Origin of the sequence: Pistricoccus aurantiacus (assembly GCF_007954585.1) — a bacterium.
In the GTDB taxonomy this organism is placed as follows: Bacteria; Pseudomonadota; Gammaproteobacteria; order Pseudomonadales; family Halomonadaceae; genus Pistricoccus; species Pistricoccus aurantiacus.
The window spans coordinates 3,184,319-3,199,443 of record NZ_CP042382.1 but is presented as its reverse complement, the minus strand read 5'-3'; the positions used below and the strand labels follow the sequence as shown (position 1 = coordinate 3,199,443).

Here is a 15,125-nt window from a genome sequence, read left to right as displayed (position 1 = left end):
GACTTGAGCGGTTGTTCTGCTGATGAAAGGGGTCAGTCGGTAGTGACTCGATGCACTTCCTCGAGACTGGTCAACCCCTCCATGGCCTTGGCCAAGGCACTGCTGCGCAGATCCGGGTGACCTTCATCGCGGGCCTGCTGCGCCAGTTCCAGGGAATTCCCCTGCTGCATGATCAGCTGGCTCATGGCATCACTGATCGGCACCACCTCGTAGATGCCCACCCGGCCCTTGTAGCCCAGGGTGCAGCGGCGACAGCCCACCGGGCGATAGATCGTCGCATCGCCGATCTCCTCCTCGCTGAAGCCCGCCTCGATCAGCGCCTGGTGCGGAATCTCCGTGGGCGTCTTGCAGTAGGGGCACAGCCGCCGGGCCAGGCGCTGGGCGATGATCAGCGACACGGAGCTGGCGATATTGAAGGCCTGAACCCCCATGTTGATCATGCGGGTCAGGGTTTCCGCGGCGGAGTTGGTGTGCAGGGTGGAAAGCACCAGGTGGCCGGTCTGGGACGCCTTGACGGCGATTTCCGCGGTTTCCAGATCGCGGATCTCGCCCACCATCACCACGTCCGGGTCCTGGCGCAAAAAGGCGCGCAGGGCGCTGGCGAAGGTCAGGCCGATGCGCGGCAGCACGTTGACCTGATTGATGCCCGGTACCTTGATCTCCACCGGGTCTTCCGCGGTGGAAATATTGCGCTCGTCCGTGTTGAGCATATTGAGGCCGGTATACAGCGTCACCGTCTTGCCGCTGCCGGTGGGGCCGGTGACCAGCACCATGCCCTGGGGCTCGGAAAGCGCCTGCTCGTAGAGCGCACGCTGGGATTGGGTGAAGCCCAGGGCGTCGATGCCCATCTGGGCGGAGGCCGGATCGAGTATCCGCAGCACGATCTTCTCGCCGTACACCGTAGGCAGGGTGCTGACGCGGAAATCGATGGAGCGGGTCTTGGACACCCGCAGCTTGATCGCGCCGTCCTGGGGCAGGCGGCGCTCGGAGATATCCAGCCGGGAGATGACCTTCAGGCGGGCGGCGATACGGTTGCGCTGGCCGAAGGGCGGCCTGGCGGTTTCCAGCAGAATGCCGTCGATCCGCAGGCGGATGCGGTAGCTGGTCTCGTAGGGCTCGAAATGGATATCCGAGGCGCCGCGCTGAATGGCGTCCAGCAGTACCTTGTTGACGAAGCGCACGATGGGTGCGTCGCTCTCGGCGGCGGTGACCGCCTGATCCTCTTCCGCCTCCTGGTTGCCGCTGCCTTCGAAGTCGATATCCTCGAGGCTGGAATCCCCGCTGCCAAGCTGATCGCTGAGCTGGGCCTGCTCGTGCTGCTGCAGATAGCGATCGAGCATGCTCTGCAGCTGATTCGCCGGGGCCAGCACTCCTTCCACCGTCAGCCCGGTGGCCACTCCCAGCTCGTCCAGATGGCTGAGTACCGACGGGTAGGCCACCGCCACCGTCAGCCGATACTCGTTGCAGGCCACCGGCAGCATGCAGTGGCGGCGCAGCAGCTGTTCCGGCATGCGATCCGCCGCGGGCAGAGCGGAAATTCGCAGCGCTTCCAGGTCGATCAGCGGCATGCCGTATTCCCAGGCCGCAGCGCAGGCGGTTTCCTCCGGGCTGGCCAATTCCTGCTCAATCACATAGTGCATCAGCGAGGTGCCCGCCGCCTTGGCGCCTTCCACTGCCTGTGCCGCCAGCGTTTCCGTCAGCAACCCCTGATCGACCAGGCGCCGCCCCAGCCCCCGTAGCGTGATGCTCGGGGCGGCGTCGGAAGGCGGGGCGGGTGAGAAGGGCATCAAGAAAACTCCTGGCGGACCGATAAAGAGCAGTGATCCCGGCCGGCGGCATGCTCAAAACCGTCATTTTAGGGCAAGTCCGAGAAAAATGGCAGATTTCTAGTATCCGCAAAGCCAGGATATTGATTTTTTCAAAACGTAAAGCATTGTAAGTTTAAAGAGACTGATGGTAAAGTTCTACCGCGAAAGGGCTTATAGCACCCAGGCGTCACACGGCAAACGAGGAACGATGGAAATGAAACAGACATTTACGCAAGGCATTCAAGGGCAGGCCAGCAAGCAAGGCGGCTTTACCCTGATCGAACTAATGATCGTGGTGGCGATTATTGGGGTATTGGCAGCAATTGCGATTCCGCAGTATCAAAATTATGTAGCGCGGTCTCAAATGACAAGTGCTTTACAAGAAATTACCTCGCTAAAAACAATGGCAGAAGAAAAAATACTTCAAGGTGTTACTATCTCTGACGCAACAGAAATCGGCGCTGCAAATACTGTTACTTCTTTTGGAACCATTAGCTTGAAGAATGCAGGGGCTTCAAATATGGAAATAGAGATTGAGCTCGGAGAAGGTGACGAAACTAATGTAAGTACAGCTATTAAAGAAGCAAAGTTGACCTGGATTCGCGATAAAAGTGGTACGTGGAAGTGCGAATATACTGCTGGAAAAGATGGCAACGGTTGGGATGAAGATTACGTTCCTAATACCTGTAAGGAAAAAAGCGCATAATGTTATAAGTTAGTAAAAAATATTAAATCTTATTGGCATGGCCGGCATCCGCCGGCCTTTTTGATGATTTAATTGTGGGAAAAACCTGATGCGTCTTCCTGGTATTACTTTACCCAGCGCAGCAATCATCCTACTCTCCGCCCGCGTATCTCACCAGCCATCTTAGCAAAAAAATCGACGTTTCCCGCCACGATACCACCACCAGCCGCTCCGCATATCTTTACGAAATCCGCCTGCGCGCTATCTCCCTCCGAACGCCAAAAACTGCTGCCCCAACACGCGGAACTCGTCGATAAATTCGTCCGGCGTCTCGGTGCCATCTTGCCTTGGGATCATAAAGTGTTAGATGCCACGGTGCATATCAAGCGGCAATTGAGTCAGGCGGGCACGCCGATCGGTGAAATCGACACCGCCAGCGCTGGCCACGCGATCGCCAGTGGCTGCATGCTGGTTGGTGACCAATAATGTCCGTGAATTCAGCCGAACGGCATGGTATCGAAAAGGGACTTCAGCAAGGCCTTCAAAAGGGCCGTCAAGAAAACCAGCGTGAAACTGCACTACGCATGATCGCACAAACTGAGATGAACGACGCCTTGATTGCGGAGCTTTCAGGTTTGCCGGAAAGCGAGATGGTTGAACAGCGTCGTGAGTTAGAGCACTGAGGCTACTTGCTTCGCTATACGCTGGAAGCGTATAGTACGGTAATGGTCTTCATCGAACTGCCCATTTTTATTCGCTGCGCTAATGCACTATTTACAGATGCAGATTTGACCGAGCTTCAAATTACGTTGCTCGAGAATCCAGCAGCAGGCGATCTTATTCCTGGCGGCAAGGGATTGCGCAAAATACGCGCTCCTTTACCGGGGCGAGGAAAACGAGGTGGCGCTCGAGTCATTTATTATTATTGGGTATCGAAAGAGAAATGCTATCTCGTATATGCCTATGCCAAGAATGTGGCAGCAGACTTGACGAAAGATCAATTACACCGTTTGGCTGCCGTCATTGAAGCGGAGGTGCGAGATGAATGAACAGTCTTTTGACGAACTGCTGGAAAGCGTTCGAGATATGGGTCATCACATGCGTGGTGAACTGGTGCAGGGAGTTCGGACTCGAGAATTTCCTGAACCAGACGTGAAAGCTATCCGCGAGCGTACCGGCTTATCACAGACTCGATTCGCCTATTTAATAGGCGTGAAACCGAAGACGCTCCAGAACTGGGAACAGAAGCGGGTTCGTCCAACGGGTCCTGCGCGAGCACTGCTGAAAATCATTGAGGTAAATCCGGACGCTTTGGCTGCGATTCATGTCCGAGAGGTGTAGCTGTTGATCCATAGCAAGCCTATTTTAGTGAAATGCCAGGATGAGCGACGATACCTTTACCAGTGTTTGGGACGCTATTACCGACACAACCGCCGAAGCGGAAAACATGCGGCTTCGCTCGGAACTGATGATGGCGCTTGAGCGATATATCAAGAAACAGGGGCGGACCCAGGCGGAATCGGCCAGGCAGCTTGGCGTCACTCAGCCCCGTGTCTCCGACCTTATGCGCGGCAAGATTCAGCTTTTCAGCCTCGATACGCTGGTGGGTATGGTGGCTGCGGTGGGGTTGCGTGTTGAAATGCATGTAGCAGCTTGAATTCGTGTTGCTGCAAACGATCTATGCCATCGAGGAGGGTAGAAAGACGCCGTCCGCTTCCAGCATCGCCAGGGTATAGCGTCGCTGATCCTTAAGGGCGCGCACCAGGTTATCTTCCAGTAGCTGATAGTCCTGCGCCATTTTCTTCTCCATGCCGGTGGCTTCGAAGCGTTTCATCAGCGCACGCGAGTCGATGATCAGCCGGTCCAGTTCGTCGATAACGTACTGGTACTCACTCTGGGTCATGAGAGGCTCCCGATAAGAAAACAAGTGCCGCGAGAGCGCTTGTTCGGATTTTCTTCAATCAGGGGCTCGGTGAGGAGCTTCTGACGGAGGCTATTAAACGGATATTGAATGACGCTGCTCTTGGTTCTTTTACTTAAGGAAAGAAAGGCATAATTAATTATTTTTTGCCCTATAGATATTGGCTGATATCTAGCACTTAGTATTGAATTATTGTGCTGTTTTTATGAATCAATAATTTGCATGACGCCTCAAGAGAAACTAAATTCGAATAGGTCTCAAACTGGCTAGCAGAAGGCTCTAATGCAAAAAGGTCAGGTGTAAAAGCGCTACCATCAGCCAAATGATAGATAAATTTAGAGTAATTCTCTATGTTTTGTCTTGCATAAATTAATGCTTCTTCATTAAAGTCTTTTTCTAATTCTTTGTTATAAAAACTATTAGTAAATGGCTTGTTTAAATAAGCAGCCGGATTTATTCCAGATGCTCTCAGTGCTCGAATAAAAAGATTGATTTTTTTGGCTTCATAATATGTACTCCTATTCACATTAAAATCTGTTGAAAGGATTGATAATAGTAAATCCAAAATATTTTGGAATATGTCAATAGCTTCCTTCTCAACAGGTAAGTTATTATTGGTATGGTATTCCAAAATTAATTCAAGCAATTGATATGACTTTTTTATAATTACAAGGGAGTCTTGGCTTGAGTTTTTTTCTTTTTTATAGTCATTTATAATTCCATATATTCTAGCTAAAAATCTTAAAAAATCACATGGATTCATTGCAATTATAGAGACGTTATCTATCTTGTTTGATGCTTCATTAAGAAAGTTTAAAGTTTGTTTTGTTTTATCCATTTTAAATGCCTGCATGAGATTTATTAAAATAAATTTTTTTTATATAAAAAGGCCGGCTTTCGCCGACCTTCATTGTTACTACTATTCCACTATTAACCCAGCAGTGACAGGGCGCCCTGGGGCAGCTGATTTGCCTGGGCCAGGATGGAAGTACCGGCCTGCTGCAGAATTTGGGCCTTGGTCATATTGCCCACTTCCGTTGCGTAGTCCGCATCTTCGATACGCGAGCGAGCAGCGGAGAGGTTAGTCTCGTTGGTCTGCAGGTTGGTGATGGCAGACTCAAAACGGTTTTGTACGGCACCCAGGTCAGAGCGCAGGGTGTCGACCTTGCTCAGTGCACTATCTAGAGCTGCAAGCGGGTTGGCTGTAGAGCCGTTAGTGAGCTCATTCGTGTCATAACTGTCCAGACTAACCCCAAACTCAAGATCTGTACCATTTGGAGTAGCGGCCTGGGGATCAACGGATGCGTAAATCTTAAATACCCCAGCGGTCGCCGAGCCCGTATTTTCATATCCCATTTCTTCAAGCTTAGTCGTATCAGCAGCATTCGCTGCTGTAACCGTAGACTCCATAAACCAATTACCGTTATCGTCAGTAACGATAGAATTAACAGCTGTCGCTGGATTTGCAGAAAGATCAAACTTAGACGCAAAATCTGCGACTGCTGGCTCACTAGTCAAACTTGCTGTTGCGATTTGAGTGGTATCGCCAAACTCTTTTTGTGCTGCTGCGGGATCAACACCTGTGGGTGTGCCCTTTGGGCCGCTAACATTAAAAGTACTTAAGCTGAGAGATGCGGCGTCAATTTTTTCTAAATTGATATTAATAGCTTCGCCATCATTAGCGCCTACTTGGATGCTCACAGCCTGATCTTTAGCAAGCACCTTGGTTCCATTGAAGTCAGTTTCTTCGGAAATACGGTTGATCTCATTAAGACGCTGGCCAATTTCTGCCTGAATGGAGTCCAAATCGTCTTGGGAATTAGTGCCATTCTGCGCCTGAACCGTCAGCTCACGAACACGCTGCAAGTTGTCGTTGACCTGGTTCAGAGCACCTTCGGCAGTCTGGGCAACGGAAATACCGTCGTTGGCGTTACGCTGTGCAGTAGAAAGACCAGTGATCTGACTGCTCATGCGGTTGGCGATGGCCTGGCCGGCGGCATCATCCTTGGCGCTGTTGATACGCAGGCCGGAGGAAAGGCGTTCCATGGAGGTCTGCAGGGAGTTTTGCGCCTTGCCGAGGTTCTGCTGGCCAATCATGGCGGTGATATTGGTATTGATGACGGACATTGTCTGCTTCCTTTTTGGTCGTTGCGGTGGCGTTAGATGCCGTGAAGAAGTCGCTTGCTACAACGGCGCCGTGCCGTTATTCCTGTTATCGGAGCGGGGTGAAAAAGCTTTAGGAAGAAAATGCAAAAAATTTGAGGGAAGAGTGAAATTTTTACTGCGTTTACAGATTGATACAATGATAGAGCCACCCGATCGGGTGGCTCTACTTATATTGCGGTCGATCTACGTGGCAGCGGTAAATTGCTTGTCATGGCTTCAGAGCTCTTCCCATTCGTCCACTAGCGCCGGCGCTGGCTGAGAACGCTACTGACATCCTGGCTGATTTTGTCCAAGCCGAATCAGTAGATTAGAAGAGAGCTTCGACATGGGTGTTGTCTTCGAAGAAAGAAGAAGGCTATCGCAAAAAATGCCGTTCCTGACATCGGCGGTGACGCCGAAATCTTTAGCGGTTGTTAAAGCTGGTTTCGCCTTTGCCGATAGAGCCTGCAGATAGAAGAAAACGAGATGGAAAGTCAAAGGAGCGGCCTCGTGCCGGGCCACGATCTTGACGTTGATGACGAGGTGAATATGGCGTTTTTCAAACGCGACGATAAGCAAGCGGTGACTGGTGAAGAGCTGATGAGCTGGCTCGAGAGTCTGCCCGCTGGAACGATTCTTTCCCTGGAGTGTTCGGACGGCGCCTCGCTGCCGGTGTTGGTGGCGGGGCAGGACAAGACGCTGCAGGCGGGCCGTCAGGGAATGAACAAGGCGCTGGAAGCCTTGACCCGAGGGGATGAATGCCGTCTGACGGCCCGGGTGCAGGAAAAATCCCTGTCTCTCGACAAGCCGAAGAAAGACGACTGGGCGCTGGAGCCGCGTCGGGATGAAGTGGAAGACGACAACCGCCGCCTGGTCTACCGGGCGGAGCTGTGCCTGAGCATGCGGGTGGACGTGCTGCTGCGGGTTGGCGAGGGGTTGGAGACTCGTCAGGTACAGGCGCGGCTGCACAATCTTTCCATCGGCGGCTGCCTGGTGGAGCTGCCCTTGAAGGCGGACGAAATACTGCCCAAGGATGAAACCATGGTAGCGGTGAGCCTGTGTTTTCCGGATGCCACCCAGTTCAGCGTCAATGCCTGGCTGAGCCACCGGTCGCCGATCAAAGGCCGCCAGGCGCTGCAGGCGGGGCTGCGCTTTCATACCAGCAGCGCGGAGCAGGATCGCAAGCTGTGGTACTTCGTGCGGGAGATCGAGCGGGAGGCGGCGCGCAGTACGGGGCAGTCTCGTCGATTGCCGTCGCCTTTATTTGAACTTACCTGATCATGGCCTGCTGCGCGTCGGCCATACATCGTTAAATTCAATCTCGAGCGCGAGTCCGATCAAAATGCTCATTTACCAAACGTAAACTCGTGTGCGAGTCCAATGCGCTTTTTCGATTGAATTTGCCTTGTCTGGCCCTAGCTCGCTAGGCCACGAATATGTTTTGAAGGGCCTAAAGCCATCCGAGCCGCTGCCGATGTTATGAAGTAACCATCAATTGCGCGGTTATTTCTCGTCTCGCGAGATAGACGGGCGAGGCAAAATACGTAGCCACGGGCACGGGGAAACATCATGGCATCGATTTCGTCGCTGGGTATCGGTTCGGGGCTGGATCTCAACGGTCTGCTGGATCAGCTGGAATCCGCGGAGCGTCAGCAGCTTGCGCCGATCGTTCGCCAGCAGAAGAGCTATCAGGCGGAGATTTCCGCCTTCGGCAAGCTGGAGGGCGCGCTTTCCCAGTTTCAGGAAGCCGCCAAGATGCTGTCCGAGAGTTCTTTGTTCAAGGGCGTGACCAGCGAGGTCAGCGGCAGCGCCCTGACCGCCGCCGCCGGGCCGGAAGCGGTGCCCGGAAGCTATCGGGTCGAGGTCGAGCAGCTGGCACAAGCGTCCAGCCGGGCGACCCTGGGGGTGGCGGACAAGGAAGCCCAACTGGGAAGCGGCCAGATTGCCTTCAGCTTCGGTAACGGCGAAACCCTGAGCGTGGATATCGCCGAGGGGGAGAGCTCCCTCGAGGATATTCGCGATGCCATCAACGCCAAGAACGGCGGCGTGCAGGCGTCCCTGGTCAACGACGGCAGCAGTTATCGTCTGGCGCTGTCCTCTCGTGAAACCGGCACGGACGCGGCGATCAGCAACGTGGCTTTTGGCGGTATCGGGCTCACGATGGACGCCAGTGCTGGAACCGAGGCCAAGGACGCTGCCTTGAAGGTCAACGGCATCACTATTACCAGCCAGAACAACCAGGTCGAGGGCGCCATTCAGGGTGTGACCCTCAATCTGGAAGAAGCCGGTGCGGATGCCACCGCGACACTGAATATCAAGCGCGACGATGCGGGGATCGAAAAGGCGATCACCGGGTTCGTGGATGCCTACAACGGGCTGCAGAGCAATATCGCCAAGCTGACCCGCTTCGATGCCAAGAGCGGCACCGCCGGGGAACTGCTGGGCAATTCGACGCTGCGTAACGTGGAGTCCCGGCTGCGCAACGCCATGGGCAGCGGCGCCCCGGGGGAGTTTGGCAGCCTGGCGGATATCGGCATCAGCCTGAAGCTGGACGGCAGCCTGAAGCTCGACAAGGAAAAGCTCGGCCAGGTGGTCGCCGAGCAGCCGGCGGCGCTCAAGACCTTCTTTGCCGGCGAGGGCAACGATGAGACCGACAGCGTGAAAGGCGGTTTCGCCGGGAATATCGACAAGGCGCTCGGGCTGATACTCGAGGACGACGGCCTGCTCGACAACGCGACCTCCGGACTCGAGACCCGTATCGAAGGGCTGAGCGAGCGCTATGCGCGCACGGAAAAAAGCATCGACGCGACCATTTCCCGCTATCGCAGCCAGTTTTCTCAGCTCGACGGCATGATCGCCAGCATGAATTCCACCACCAACTATCTGACCCAACAATTCGACAACATGAATGCCCAGCTGGGGCGCAAGTAACCCTTGGTTAATGGCCTGATTGATACCTAAGCAACTCCCCAGACGGGACAAGGAGACACTTTGATGAATGCGATGCGCGGGATGAACCCTTATGCCCAGGGGGCCAGCGCCTACGCCCGGGTCGGCGTCGAGAGCGGCGTGCTGTCCGCGAGCCCCCACCAGCTGATCGTGTTGCTGTTCGACGGCGCCCAGGCGGCGATTCGTACCGCCGCCATCCATATGCAGGGTGGCAACATCGCGGCGAAAGGCAAGGCGATTTCCAAGGCGTTGGATATCGTCAACAACGGCTTGCTGGCGGCGCTGGACCATGAGCGAGGCGGCGAAGTCGCGGCGAACCTGGCGAATCTTTACGAGTACATCGCACGTCGATTGGTGACCGCTAACCTGCGCAACGACGCCCAGGCGCTGGAAGAAGCGGAGCGGTTGCTGAGGGAAATCGGCGACGCATGGAAGGAAATCGGCGGTAATCTTCCCGCGGCCAACGACTCAGCGAGGCCTGACCCATGATGAAACTATCCCAAGCACCGATCGAGACGCCTCAACAGGTGGTGGAGTATTACGAGGCATTGCTGGCGCGCTCCGGGCGTATGCTGCAGGCCGCCCAAGAGGGTGATTGGGAAACACTGCTGGACGAGCAATCTCATTACGTCATCGAAATCGACCGGCTCTCCCAGTACGAGCCGGAGCTCGAACTGGATGAAAGCTGCCGGGATAGCAAGAGCGCACTGGTGGAGCGTATTCTGGAACAGGATATGGAGCTTCGCCAGCTGCTGGAAGCCAAGCGGGACACTCTGGGCGAGCTGATCGGCAGCAGCCAGCGCAAGCGTGATCTCGGCAAGGCCTACCAGAGCGGTGGCCGGGTCGTGGATGCCAGCGAGCGCTTCATTGCGACGCTAAACGCCGGGCCAACCGCCAGATAGGGGGTCGACCATGAGTGACTTGCGGTGAGCGGTATCACGCCTCTGATCGATACGCTTCTGCATCAGGTGCTGGGGAAGCGGGCGGACGTGCCGCTGCCGCGGGAACTCAATGCGCCGGTCACGCCGATCAGCCCCGAGGACGCGCTTCAGGCGCTGAAAGGCGATTCCCGGCTGGAACCCAGGCGTCAGGCGACGCCGACGGAACAGGGTGGCGCTGACAGGAAAGCGCCGCCGGCGCCGAGCATCACGGCGGGGCGGGCGGCGTCTGAATCCGCTCAGGTGCATTTCAGCGCTTCCGCTCGGGCCATCGCCCAGGTGTTGGCTCGGCTGCCGGGACAAGCCTTTCCCGGCCAGCCCTCGGTACTGGGGCTTTCGAAGCCGCTGATGGACACGGATTCTCCCACCTCTCAGCAGCTGGCGCAGCAGCTGCAGGCGAGCATTCGCGACAGCGGGCTGTTCTATGAATCTCACCTGGCGCGCTGGTTTCGCGGCGAGCTGCCCCGCAGGCAGCTGGAGCGGGAGCCGCAGATGCAGCGCCAGGCGGCGGTATCGGAACGCCAGGCGAATGCGCTTCTTGTTTCGATGGATGAGCCGGATAGCGAGCTTCAGACCATTCTGCGCCATCAGCTGGAAATGCTTGCCCTGCCGGTATTGCGCTGGGAAGGGGAAGCCTGGAGCGGGCTGTTCATGGCGCTGACCGTTATGCCGCCGGCACAGCACGGCGACGCCGAGGAAGGAGAGGGCGAGGCGCCGACGAAGGAGGAAGAATCTTCCGCCTGGCAGTCCGAGCTGGCCTTGACCCTGCAACGGCTCGGGCGGCTAAAGGTGAAGCTGCGCCTGGACGCGAAGGGCGTTGATCTGACGCTTTTCGCCGAAGACCCCGAGGTAGTTCGCGTACTGCGTGGCGGCCAGGAATCACTGCGCTCGCGGCTGCAGGGCAGCGGTATCGGAGAGGTGGCATTACATATCCTCCAACAGCCCGAGACGTCTCAGGGAGAAAGTCTCTCATGAGTGACCCCGTCACGAGCAGTGCCCTACATGAGCGATGACATGACGAATAAAAGCGCCGAGGATCCTCGCCGCCAGGCGGTGGCGCTATCCTATCGTGAGGGAGAAAGCGCGCCCCAGGTGCTGGCCAAGGGCTACGGGGAAACCGCCGAGCGCATCATCGCTCAGGCCCAGCGGGAGGGCATCCACGTTCATGACGCCCCGACCCTGGTAGCGCTTTTGATGCAGCTTGACCTGGATGAGCGGATTCCGCCGGCGCTATATCAGGTCATCGCCGAGCTGCTGGTGTGGGTCAAGCAGCTGGACGAAGAGGCCTCCGCGGAATAACCCCGTCTCCCGATTCTTTCCCTCCTAACTCCTCCGATAGCGGTTTTTACCCCCATTCCGCATGAATCACGCTTTTTGTCCGTACAGCGTTTCTGTTACTAGATTTTTTATTCTGGCGCGCTGGTAGAATAAGCATTTGATTTTTAAAAAGTTAATCGTGAAAAAATAGTTACGTAGTAGTCTTTTGTAACTTCATTTGTAATTTTATATTTCAATTTTTTTCTCAAGGTATTGAAAGCCGAGAAACAAGGACTATAATGCCTCCATACCGACGCATTAGAAATTTGGTTTAACCTGTTCGCTAATGGAATGCTCGCATAATGACGAGCCTGATCCACAACAAGCACAAGCTGGGAGACACACAATGAACGACACGGTCCTGAACGAAATCCAGGAGCTCAATCTGTCTTATCTTCTGCTGGTTCAGCGTTTATTGAGAGAGGACCGGGCCACCGCCATGTTCCGCCTCAAGATCGATGCGGAAATGGCGGACCTGCTGCAGTCCCTGGGCTCCAAGCAGTTAAGCCAGCTGTCTCGCACCAACCAACTGCTGTGCCAGCCGGGCTTCGAAGGCGCCGCTCAGCTGCGTGCCTTGACCCAGCATCGTCGCGAGCAGGGGCTTTCCCCCACCCATACCGCTCTACTGATGGCTTCCGCCTCGTTTTCCGGCCTTAACGCCGCGCAGGGAGTTTAGGTCATGGCGGACAAGAGTCTCGTTCAGGAAATGCAGCAGGTTCAGCTGGCGATCGAACTGATCGAACTGGGTGCACGCCTGCAGGTGCTGGAAACCGAAACCGAACTGAGCCGCGGTCGCTTGGTGCGGCTCTATAAGGAGGTGCGCGGCGTTTCACCGCCCAAGGGAATGTTGCCGTTCTCCACGGACTGGTTCATCACCTGGCTGCCGAACATCCATGCGTCGCTGTTCTACAATAGCTACCTGCAGCTGTGCAAGCAGTACGGCTGTGAGCGGCTGGAAGCCTTCGTCAAGGCATACCGTCTGTATCTCGAGCAGATATCCCTGGATGGCGGCGAGCCGGTGCTTGGGCTGACCCGGGCTTGGACCTTGGTCCGCTTTTTCGAGAGCAACCTGCTGGAGCTGACTTCCTGCACCTGCTGCAGTGGAAAATTCGTCGCTCACGCTCATACCCCGGGGCAGAATTATGTCTGCGGCATCTGCCAGCCGCCCTCAAGGGCCGGCAAGACCCGCAAGAGCGCTGCGCTGAAGCTGGTGGAAAACGAGCCGGCGCCGATGTCTCGCTACGCCTGAATAGGGCTTCACCACGTCCAGGCTCGCTTTCGCAATACCTTGATGCTCCTGACTTCTTGATGCTCCTTTTGCGCTACCCCGGTGTTGAACCCGACACCGAGGCAGCGTTTTTTTATTTTTTATCAAGCGTTTTTTTATTCCGGATCAACAGCCTACCCTCAAGTCGACCGCCCGCCTGCCGATAGTTCTCATGCAAGACAAGGTAACCCTTTACGTCTTAAAAGGATGAGTTCGCGTGTTGATACCCATTGGCTTTGTAATCGTGATCCTGTCGGTATTCGGCGGCTTTGCCCTGGCCGGCGGCCACTTGGGGCCTCTTTATCAGCCCACGGAAATCCTGATGATCTGCGGCCCGGCCCTGGGGGCGTTCATCGCCGCCAACAACGGCAAGGCCATCAAGGCAACCTTCAAGGCCTTCTCCAAGCTCAAGCGTACCAACAAGTACGACAAGGCGATCTACATGGATCTGATGGCGCTGCTTTACAAGCTGCTGACCAAGGCACGTCGGGAAGGCATGCTGGGGATCGAGAAGGATATCGACAACCCCCGGGAAAGCGCGATCTTCAGCGAGTATTCACGAATCATCGATGATCCCATGATCATGGGATTCATCACCGACTATCTGCGTCTGATGGTGAGCGGCAATATCGAAGCGATGGAGCTCGACGAGTTGATGCTCCACGAGATCGAAACCCTCGAGCACGAGCTGCATATTCCAGTGGACGCCATTGCCAAGGTAGGAGACGCCATGCCCGCCTTCGGCATCGTGGCGGCGGTAATGGGGGTGGTCAAGGCGCTGAGCGCGGCGGATGCGGGCCCGGATCAGATGGGCATCATGATCGCCCATGCGCTGGTGGGTACCTTTCTGGGCATCCTGCTCGGCTACGGTTTCATCAATCCTATCGCCAGCCGCCTCGACCGTCAGGCGGGAGAGGCGATCAAGATGCTGCAGTGCATTCGCGTCACCCTGCTGGCCAATCTCAACGGCTATGCGCCGCCGCTTTCCGTGGAGTTTGGGCGCAAGGCGTTGCACACCGCGGAGCGGCCGAGCTTCACCGAGCTGGAAGATCACGTTCGCGGCAAACCAACGGGCACTCCTACGGGTAATCCGGCCGCGGTCACGGGTGGCGCATGAGCGAGGAAAAGCAACATCGTCCCATTATCATCCGGCGCAAGAAGGTGGTGCACGGCCACCACGGCGGTAGCTGGAAGATAGCCCTGGCGGATTTCATGACTGCTTTGATGGCGCTATTCCTGGTGATGTGGATCCTCTCAAGCTCAAGCCAAGAGCAGCGCGAGGGCGTGGCGGAATACTTTCGCACGCCGCTGGCGGAGGCGATCACCAGTGGCAACGGCCAGGCCGCCAGCAGCAATATCATTCCCGGCGGCGGCCCGGACCCGGCCCATGAGGAAGGGGAGCTGATGCGTATCGACCTGCGTATGGAAACTCGGCCCAGCTTGGAGCGCCAGCGTTTTCGCAATCTCAAGGAACGCATCGAGCAGGCTATCGCGGCGGACCCGGTGCTGCGCAAGCTGCGTGATCAGCTGCGTATCGAAATGACCCCGGAAGGGCTGCGCATTCAGGTGGTGGATACCCAGCAGCGGCCGATGTTCGAGTCCGGCAGCGATCGAGTAGCGCCTCACATGCGACGCCTGCTGCATACCCTGGCGCCCCTGTTCAACGAAGTGCCCAACGAGCTCAGCATCAGCGGCCACACGGATAGCGTGCCTTTCGTCAACGGCCATCAGGGGTACAGCAACTGGGAGCTCTCCGCGGACCGTGCCAATGCCTCTCGACGGGAACTGATTCGTGCGGGACTGGACGCGCAAAAACTGTTGCGGGTTTCCGGCCTCGGCGATCGAGTGCCGGTGGCGGAAAGCCAGGCCGGCGATCCGGTCAACCGGCGTATCGAACTGCTGGTGCTGGACAAGCAGGTCGCTCAGCACATTCGCTTCCAGAAGCCTTATTCCGTCAGCAGTCGGCTGCCGTCTCCCGCGGGTAGCGGAGCCGCGAGCGAAACCACGCCGCTGCAAGGCTTTCAACAGGGTCTGCGTCAGGCGCTTGGCGGCTAGATAATTTTTTTCAATGGTGGGTTACCCGCCTGTTTGAGGT

The 15,125-nt window shown here is 56.2% G+C and carries 20 protein-coding genes; 16 read left to right on the top strand and 4 right to left on the bottom strand.

The genetic code is table 11. The features are described 5' to 3' along the window. Positions 1 to 32: 32 nt before the first annotated feature. Positions 33 to 1,787 carry a type IV-A pilus assembly ATPase PilB gene (gene pilB, locus FGL86_RS15130; protein ID WP_147185472.1) on the bottom strand — a complete coding sequence of 585 codons (1,755 nt, stop codon included), beginning with the start codon at positions 1,785 to 1,787 and terminating at the stop codon, positions 33 to 35. Between the two features lie 235 nt (positions 1,788 to 2,022). Here pilB and FGL86_RS15125 point away from each other — a divergent pair, with 235 nt between their 5' ends. The 6 genes from FGL86_RS15125 to FGL86_RS15100 all read left to right on the top strand — a co-directional run bounded on the left by FGL86_RS15125 (position 2,023) and on the right by FGL86_RS15100 (position 4,150). Continuing rightward, positions 2,023 to 2,514 carry a pilin gene (locus FGL86_RS15125; RefSeq protein ID WP_147186232.1) on the top strand — a complete coding sequence of 164 codons (492 nt, stop codon included), beginning with the start codon at positions 2,023 to 2,025 and terminating at the stop codon, positions 2,512 to 2,514. 72 nt (positions 2,515 to 2,586) lie between these two features. Further along, on the top strand, positions 2,587 to 2,979 hold the full coding sequence (locus tag FGL86_RS15120) for a type II toxin-antitoxin system VapC family toxin (RefSeq protein WP_147185471.1): 393 nt from the start codon (positions 2,587 to 2,589) through the stop codon (positions 2,977 to 2,979). Continuing rightward, entirely contained in the window at positions 2,979 to 3,176 is a 198-nt protein-coding gene (locus FGL86_RS15115) for a transposase (RefSeq protein ID WP_147185469.1), read from the top strand. Before FGL86_RS15120 ends, FGL86_RS15115 begins: the two co-directional genes overlap by 1 nt. A 6-nt stretch (positions 3,177 to 3,182) precedes the next feature. Then, a complete protein-coding gene (locus FGL86_RS15110) occupies positions 3,183 to 3,542 on the top strand; it encodes a type II toxin-antitoxin system RelE/ParE family toxin (protein ID WP_222433760.1) in 360 nt (119 codons plus the stop codon). Beyond that, positions 3,535 to 3,834, top strand: a complete 300-nt coding sequence (locus FGL86_RS15105) for a helix-turn-helix domain-containing protein (protein ID WP_147185467.1) — start codon at positions 3,535 to 3,537, stop codon at positions 3,832 to 3,834. The genes FGL86_RS15110 and FGL86_RS15105 overlap by 8 nt, the downstream gene beginning before the upstream one ends. 40 nt (positions 3,835 to 3,874) lie before the next feature. Next, entirely contained in the window at positions 3,875 to 4,150 is a 276-nt protein-coding gene (locus tag FGL86_RS15100; RefSeq protein ID WP_147185465.1) for a helix-turn-helix domain-containing protein, read from the top strand. 21 nt (positions 4,151 to 4,171) lie between these two features. Here FGL86_RS15100 and FGL86_RS15095 read toward each other — a convergent pair whose 3' ends face one another. From FGL86_RS15095 to FGL86_RS15085, 3 genes are all read right to left on the bottom strand, one after another. Then, positions 4,172 to 4,396 (bottom strand): hypothetical protein, encoded by a 225-nt coding sequence (locus FGL86_RS15095; protein ID WP_147185463.1) that lies wholly within the window; start codon positions 4,394 to 4,396, stop codon positions 4,172 to 4,174. A 196-nt stretch (positions 4,397 to 4,592) separates the two neighbouring features. Further along, positions 4,593 to 5,252 carry a hypothetical protein gene (locus FGL86_RS15090; protein WP_147185461.1) on the bottom strand — a complete coding sequence of 220 codons (660 nt, stop codon included), beginning with the start codon at positions 5,250 to 5,252 and terminating at the stop codon, positions 4,593 to 4,595. 92 nt (positions 5,253 to 5,344) lie between these two features. Next, entirely contained in the window at positions 5,345 to 6,541 is a 1,197-nt protein-coding gene (locus FGL86_RS15085; protein WP_147185459.1) for a FliC/FljB family flagellin, read from the bottom strand. A 567-nt stretch (positions 6,542 to 7,108) separates the two neighbouring features. On the opposite strand from FGL86_RS15085, the gene FGL86_RS15080 reads away from it, so the two are divergent. The 10 genes from FGL86_RS15080 (at position 7,109) to motB (ending at position 15,085) form a co-directional block, all read left to right on the top strand. After that, positions 7,109 to 7,837, top strand: coding sequence for a PilZ domain-containing protein (locus tag FGL86_RS15080; protein ID WP_186764419.1), 729 nt, complete (start codon positions 7,109 to 7,111; stop codon positions 7,835 to 7,837). A 291-nt stretch (positions 7,838 to 8,128) separates the two neighbouring features. Further along, positions 8,129 to 9,490 carry a flagellar filament capping protein FliD gene (gene fliD, locus FGL86_RS15075; RefSeq protein ID WP_147185455.1) on the top strand — a complete coding sequence of 454 codons (1,362 nt, stop codon included), beginning with the start codon at positions 8,129 to 8,131 and terminating at the stop codon, positions 9,488 to 9,490. 63 nt (positions 9,491 to 9,553) lie between these two features. Next, positions 9,554 to 9,997, top strand: a complete 444-nt coding sequence (fliS, locus tag FGL86_RS15070) for a flagellar export chaperone FliS (RefSeq protein ID WP_147185453.1) — start codon at positions 9,554 to 9,556, stop codon at positions 9,995 to 9,997. Further along, a complete protein-coding gene (locus tag FGL86_RS15065) occupies positions 9,994 to 10,410 on the top strand; it encodes a flagellar protein FliT (RefSeq protein ID WP_147185451.1) in 417 nt (138 codons plus the stop codon). The genes fliS and FGL86_RS15065 overlap by 4 nt, the downstream gene beginning before the upstream one ends. A 24-nt stretch (positions 10,411 to 10,434) precedes the next feature. Beyond that, positions 10,435 to 11,421 carry a flagellar hook-length control protein FliK gene (gene fliK, locus FGL86_RS15060; protein WP_147185449.1) on the top strand — a complete coding sequence of 329 codons (987 nt, stop codon included), beginning with the start codon at positions 10,435 to 10,437 and terminating at the stop codon, positions 11,419 to 11,421. Between the two features lie 39 nt (positions 11,422 to 11,460). Continuing rightward, positions 11,461 to 11,745, top strand: coding sequence for an EscU/YscU/HrcU family type III secretion system export apparatus switch protein (locus FGL86_RS15055; protein ID WP_147185447.1), 285 nt, complete (start codon positions 11,461 to 11,463; stop codon positions 11,743 to 11,745). Between the two features lie 364 nt (positions 11,746 to 12,109). Further along, positions 12,110 to 12,439, top strand: coding sequence for a flagellar transcriptional regulator FlhD (gene flhD, locus FGL86_RS15050; protein ID WP_147185445.1), 330 nt, complete (start codon positions 12,110 to 12,112; stop codon positions 12,437 to 12,439). Positions 12,440 to 12,442: 3 nt separating this feature from the next. Then, positions 12,443 to 13,012, top strand: coding sequence for a flagellar transcriptional regulator FlhC (flhC, locus tag FGL86_RS15045; RefSeq protein ID WP_147185443.1), 570 nt, complete (start codon positions 12,443 to 12,445; stop codon positions 13,010 to 13,012). 235 nt (positions 13,013 to 13,247) lie between these two features. Continuing rightward, complete coding sequence (gene motA / locus FGL86_RS15040) at positions 13,248 to 14,147, top strand: flagellar motor stator protein MotA (RefSeq protein WP_147185441.1); 900 nt, start codon at positions 13,248 to 13,250, stop codon at positions 14,145 to 14,147. After that, positions 14,144 to 15,085: a flagellar motor protein MotB gene (gene motB, locus FGL86_RS15035; RefSeq protein WP_147185440.1), complete on the top strand. Its 942-nt coding sequence runs from the start codon at positions 14,144 to 14,146 to the stop codon at positions 15,083 to 15,085. Before motA ends, motB begins: the two co-directional genes overlap by 4 nt. The last annotated feature ends 40 nt before the right edge of the window (positions 15,086 to 15,125 follow it).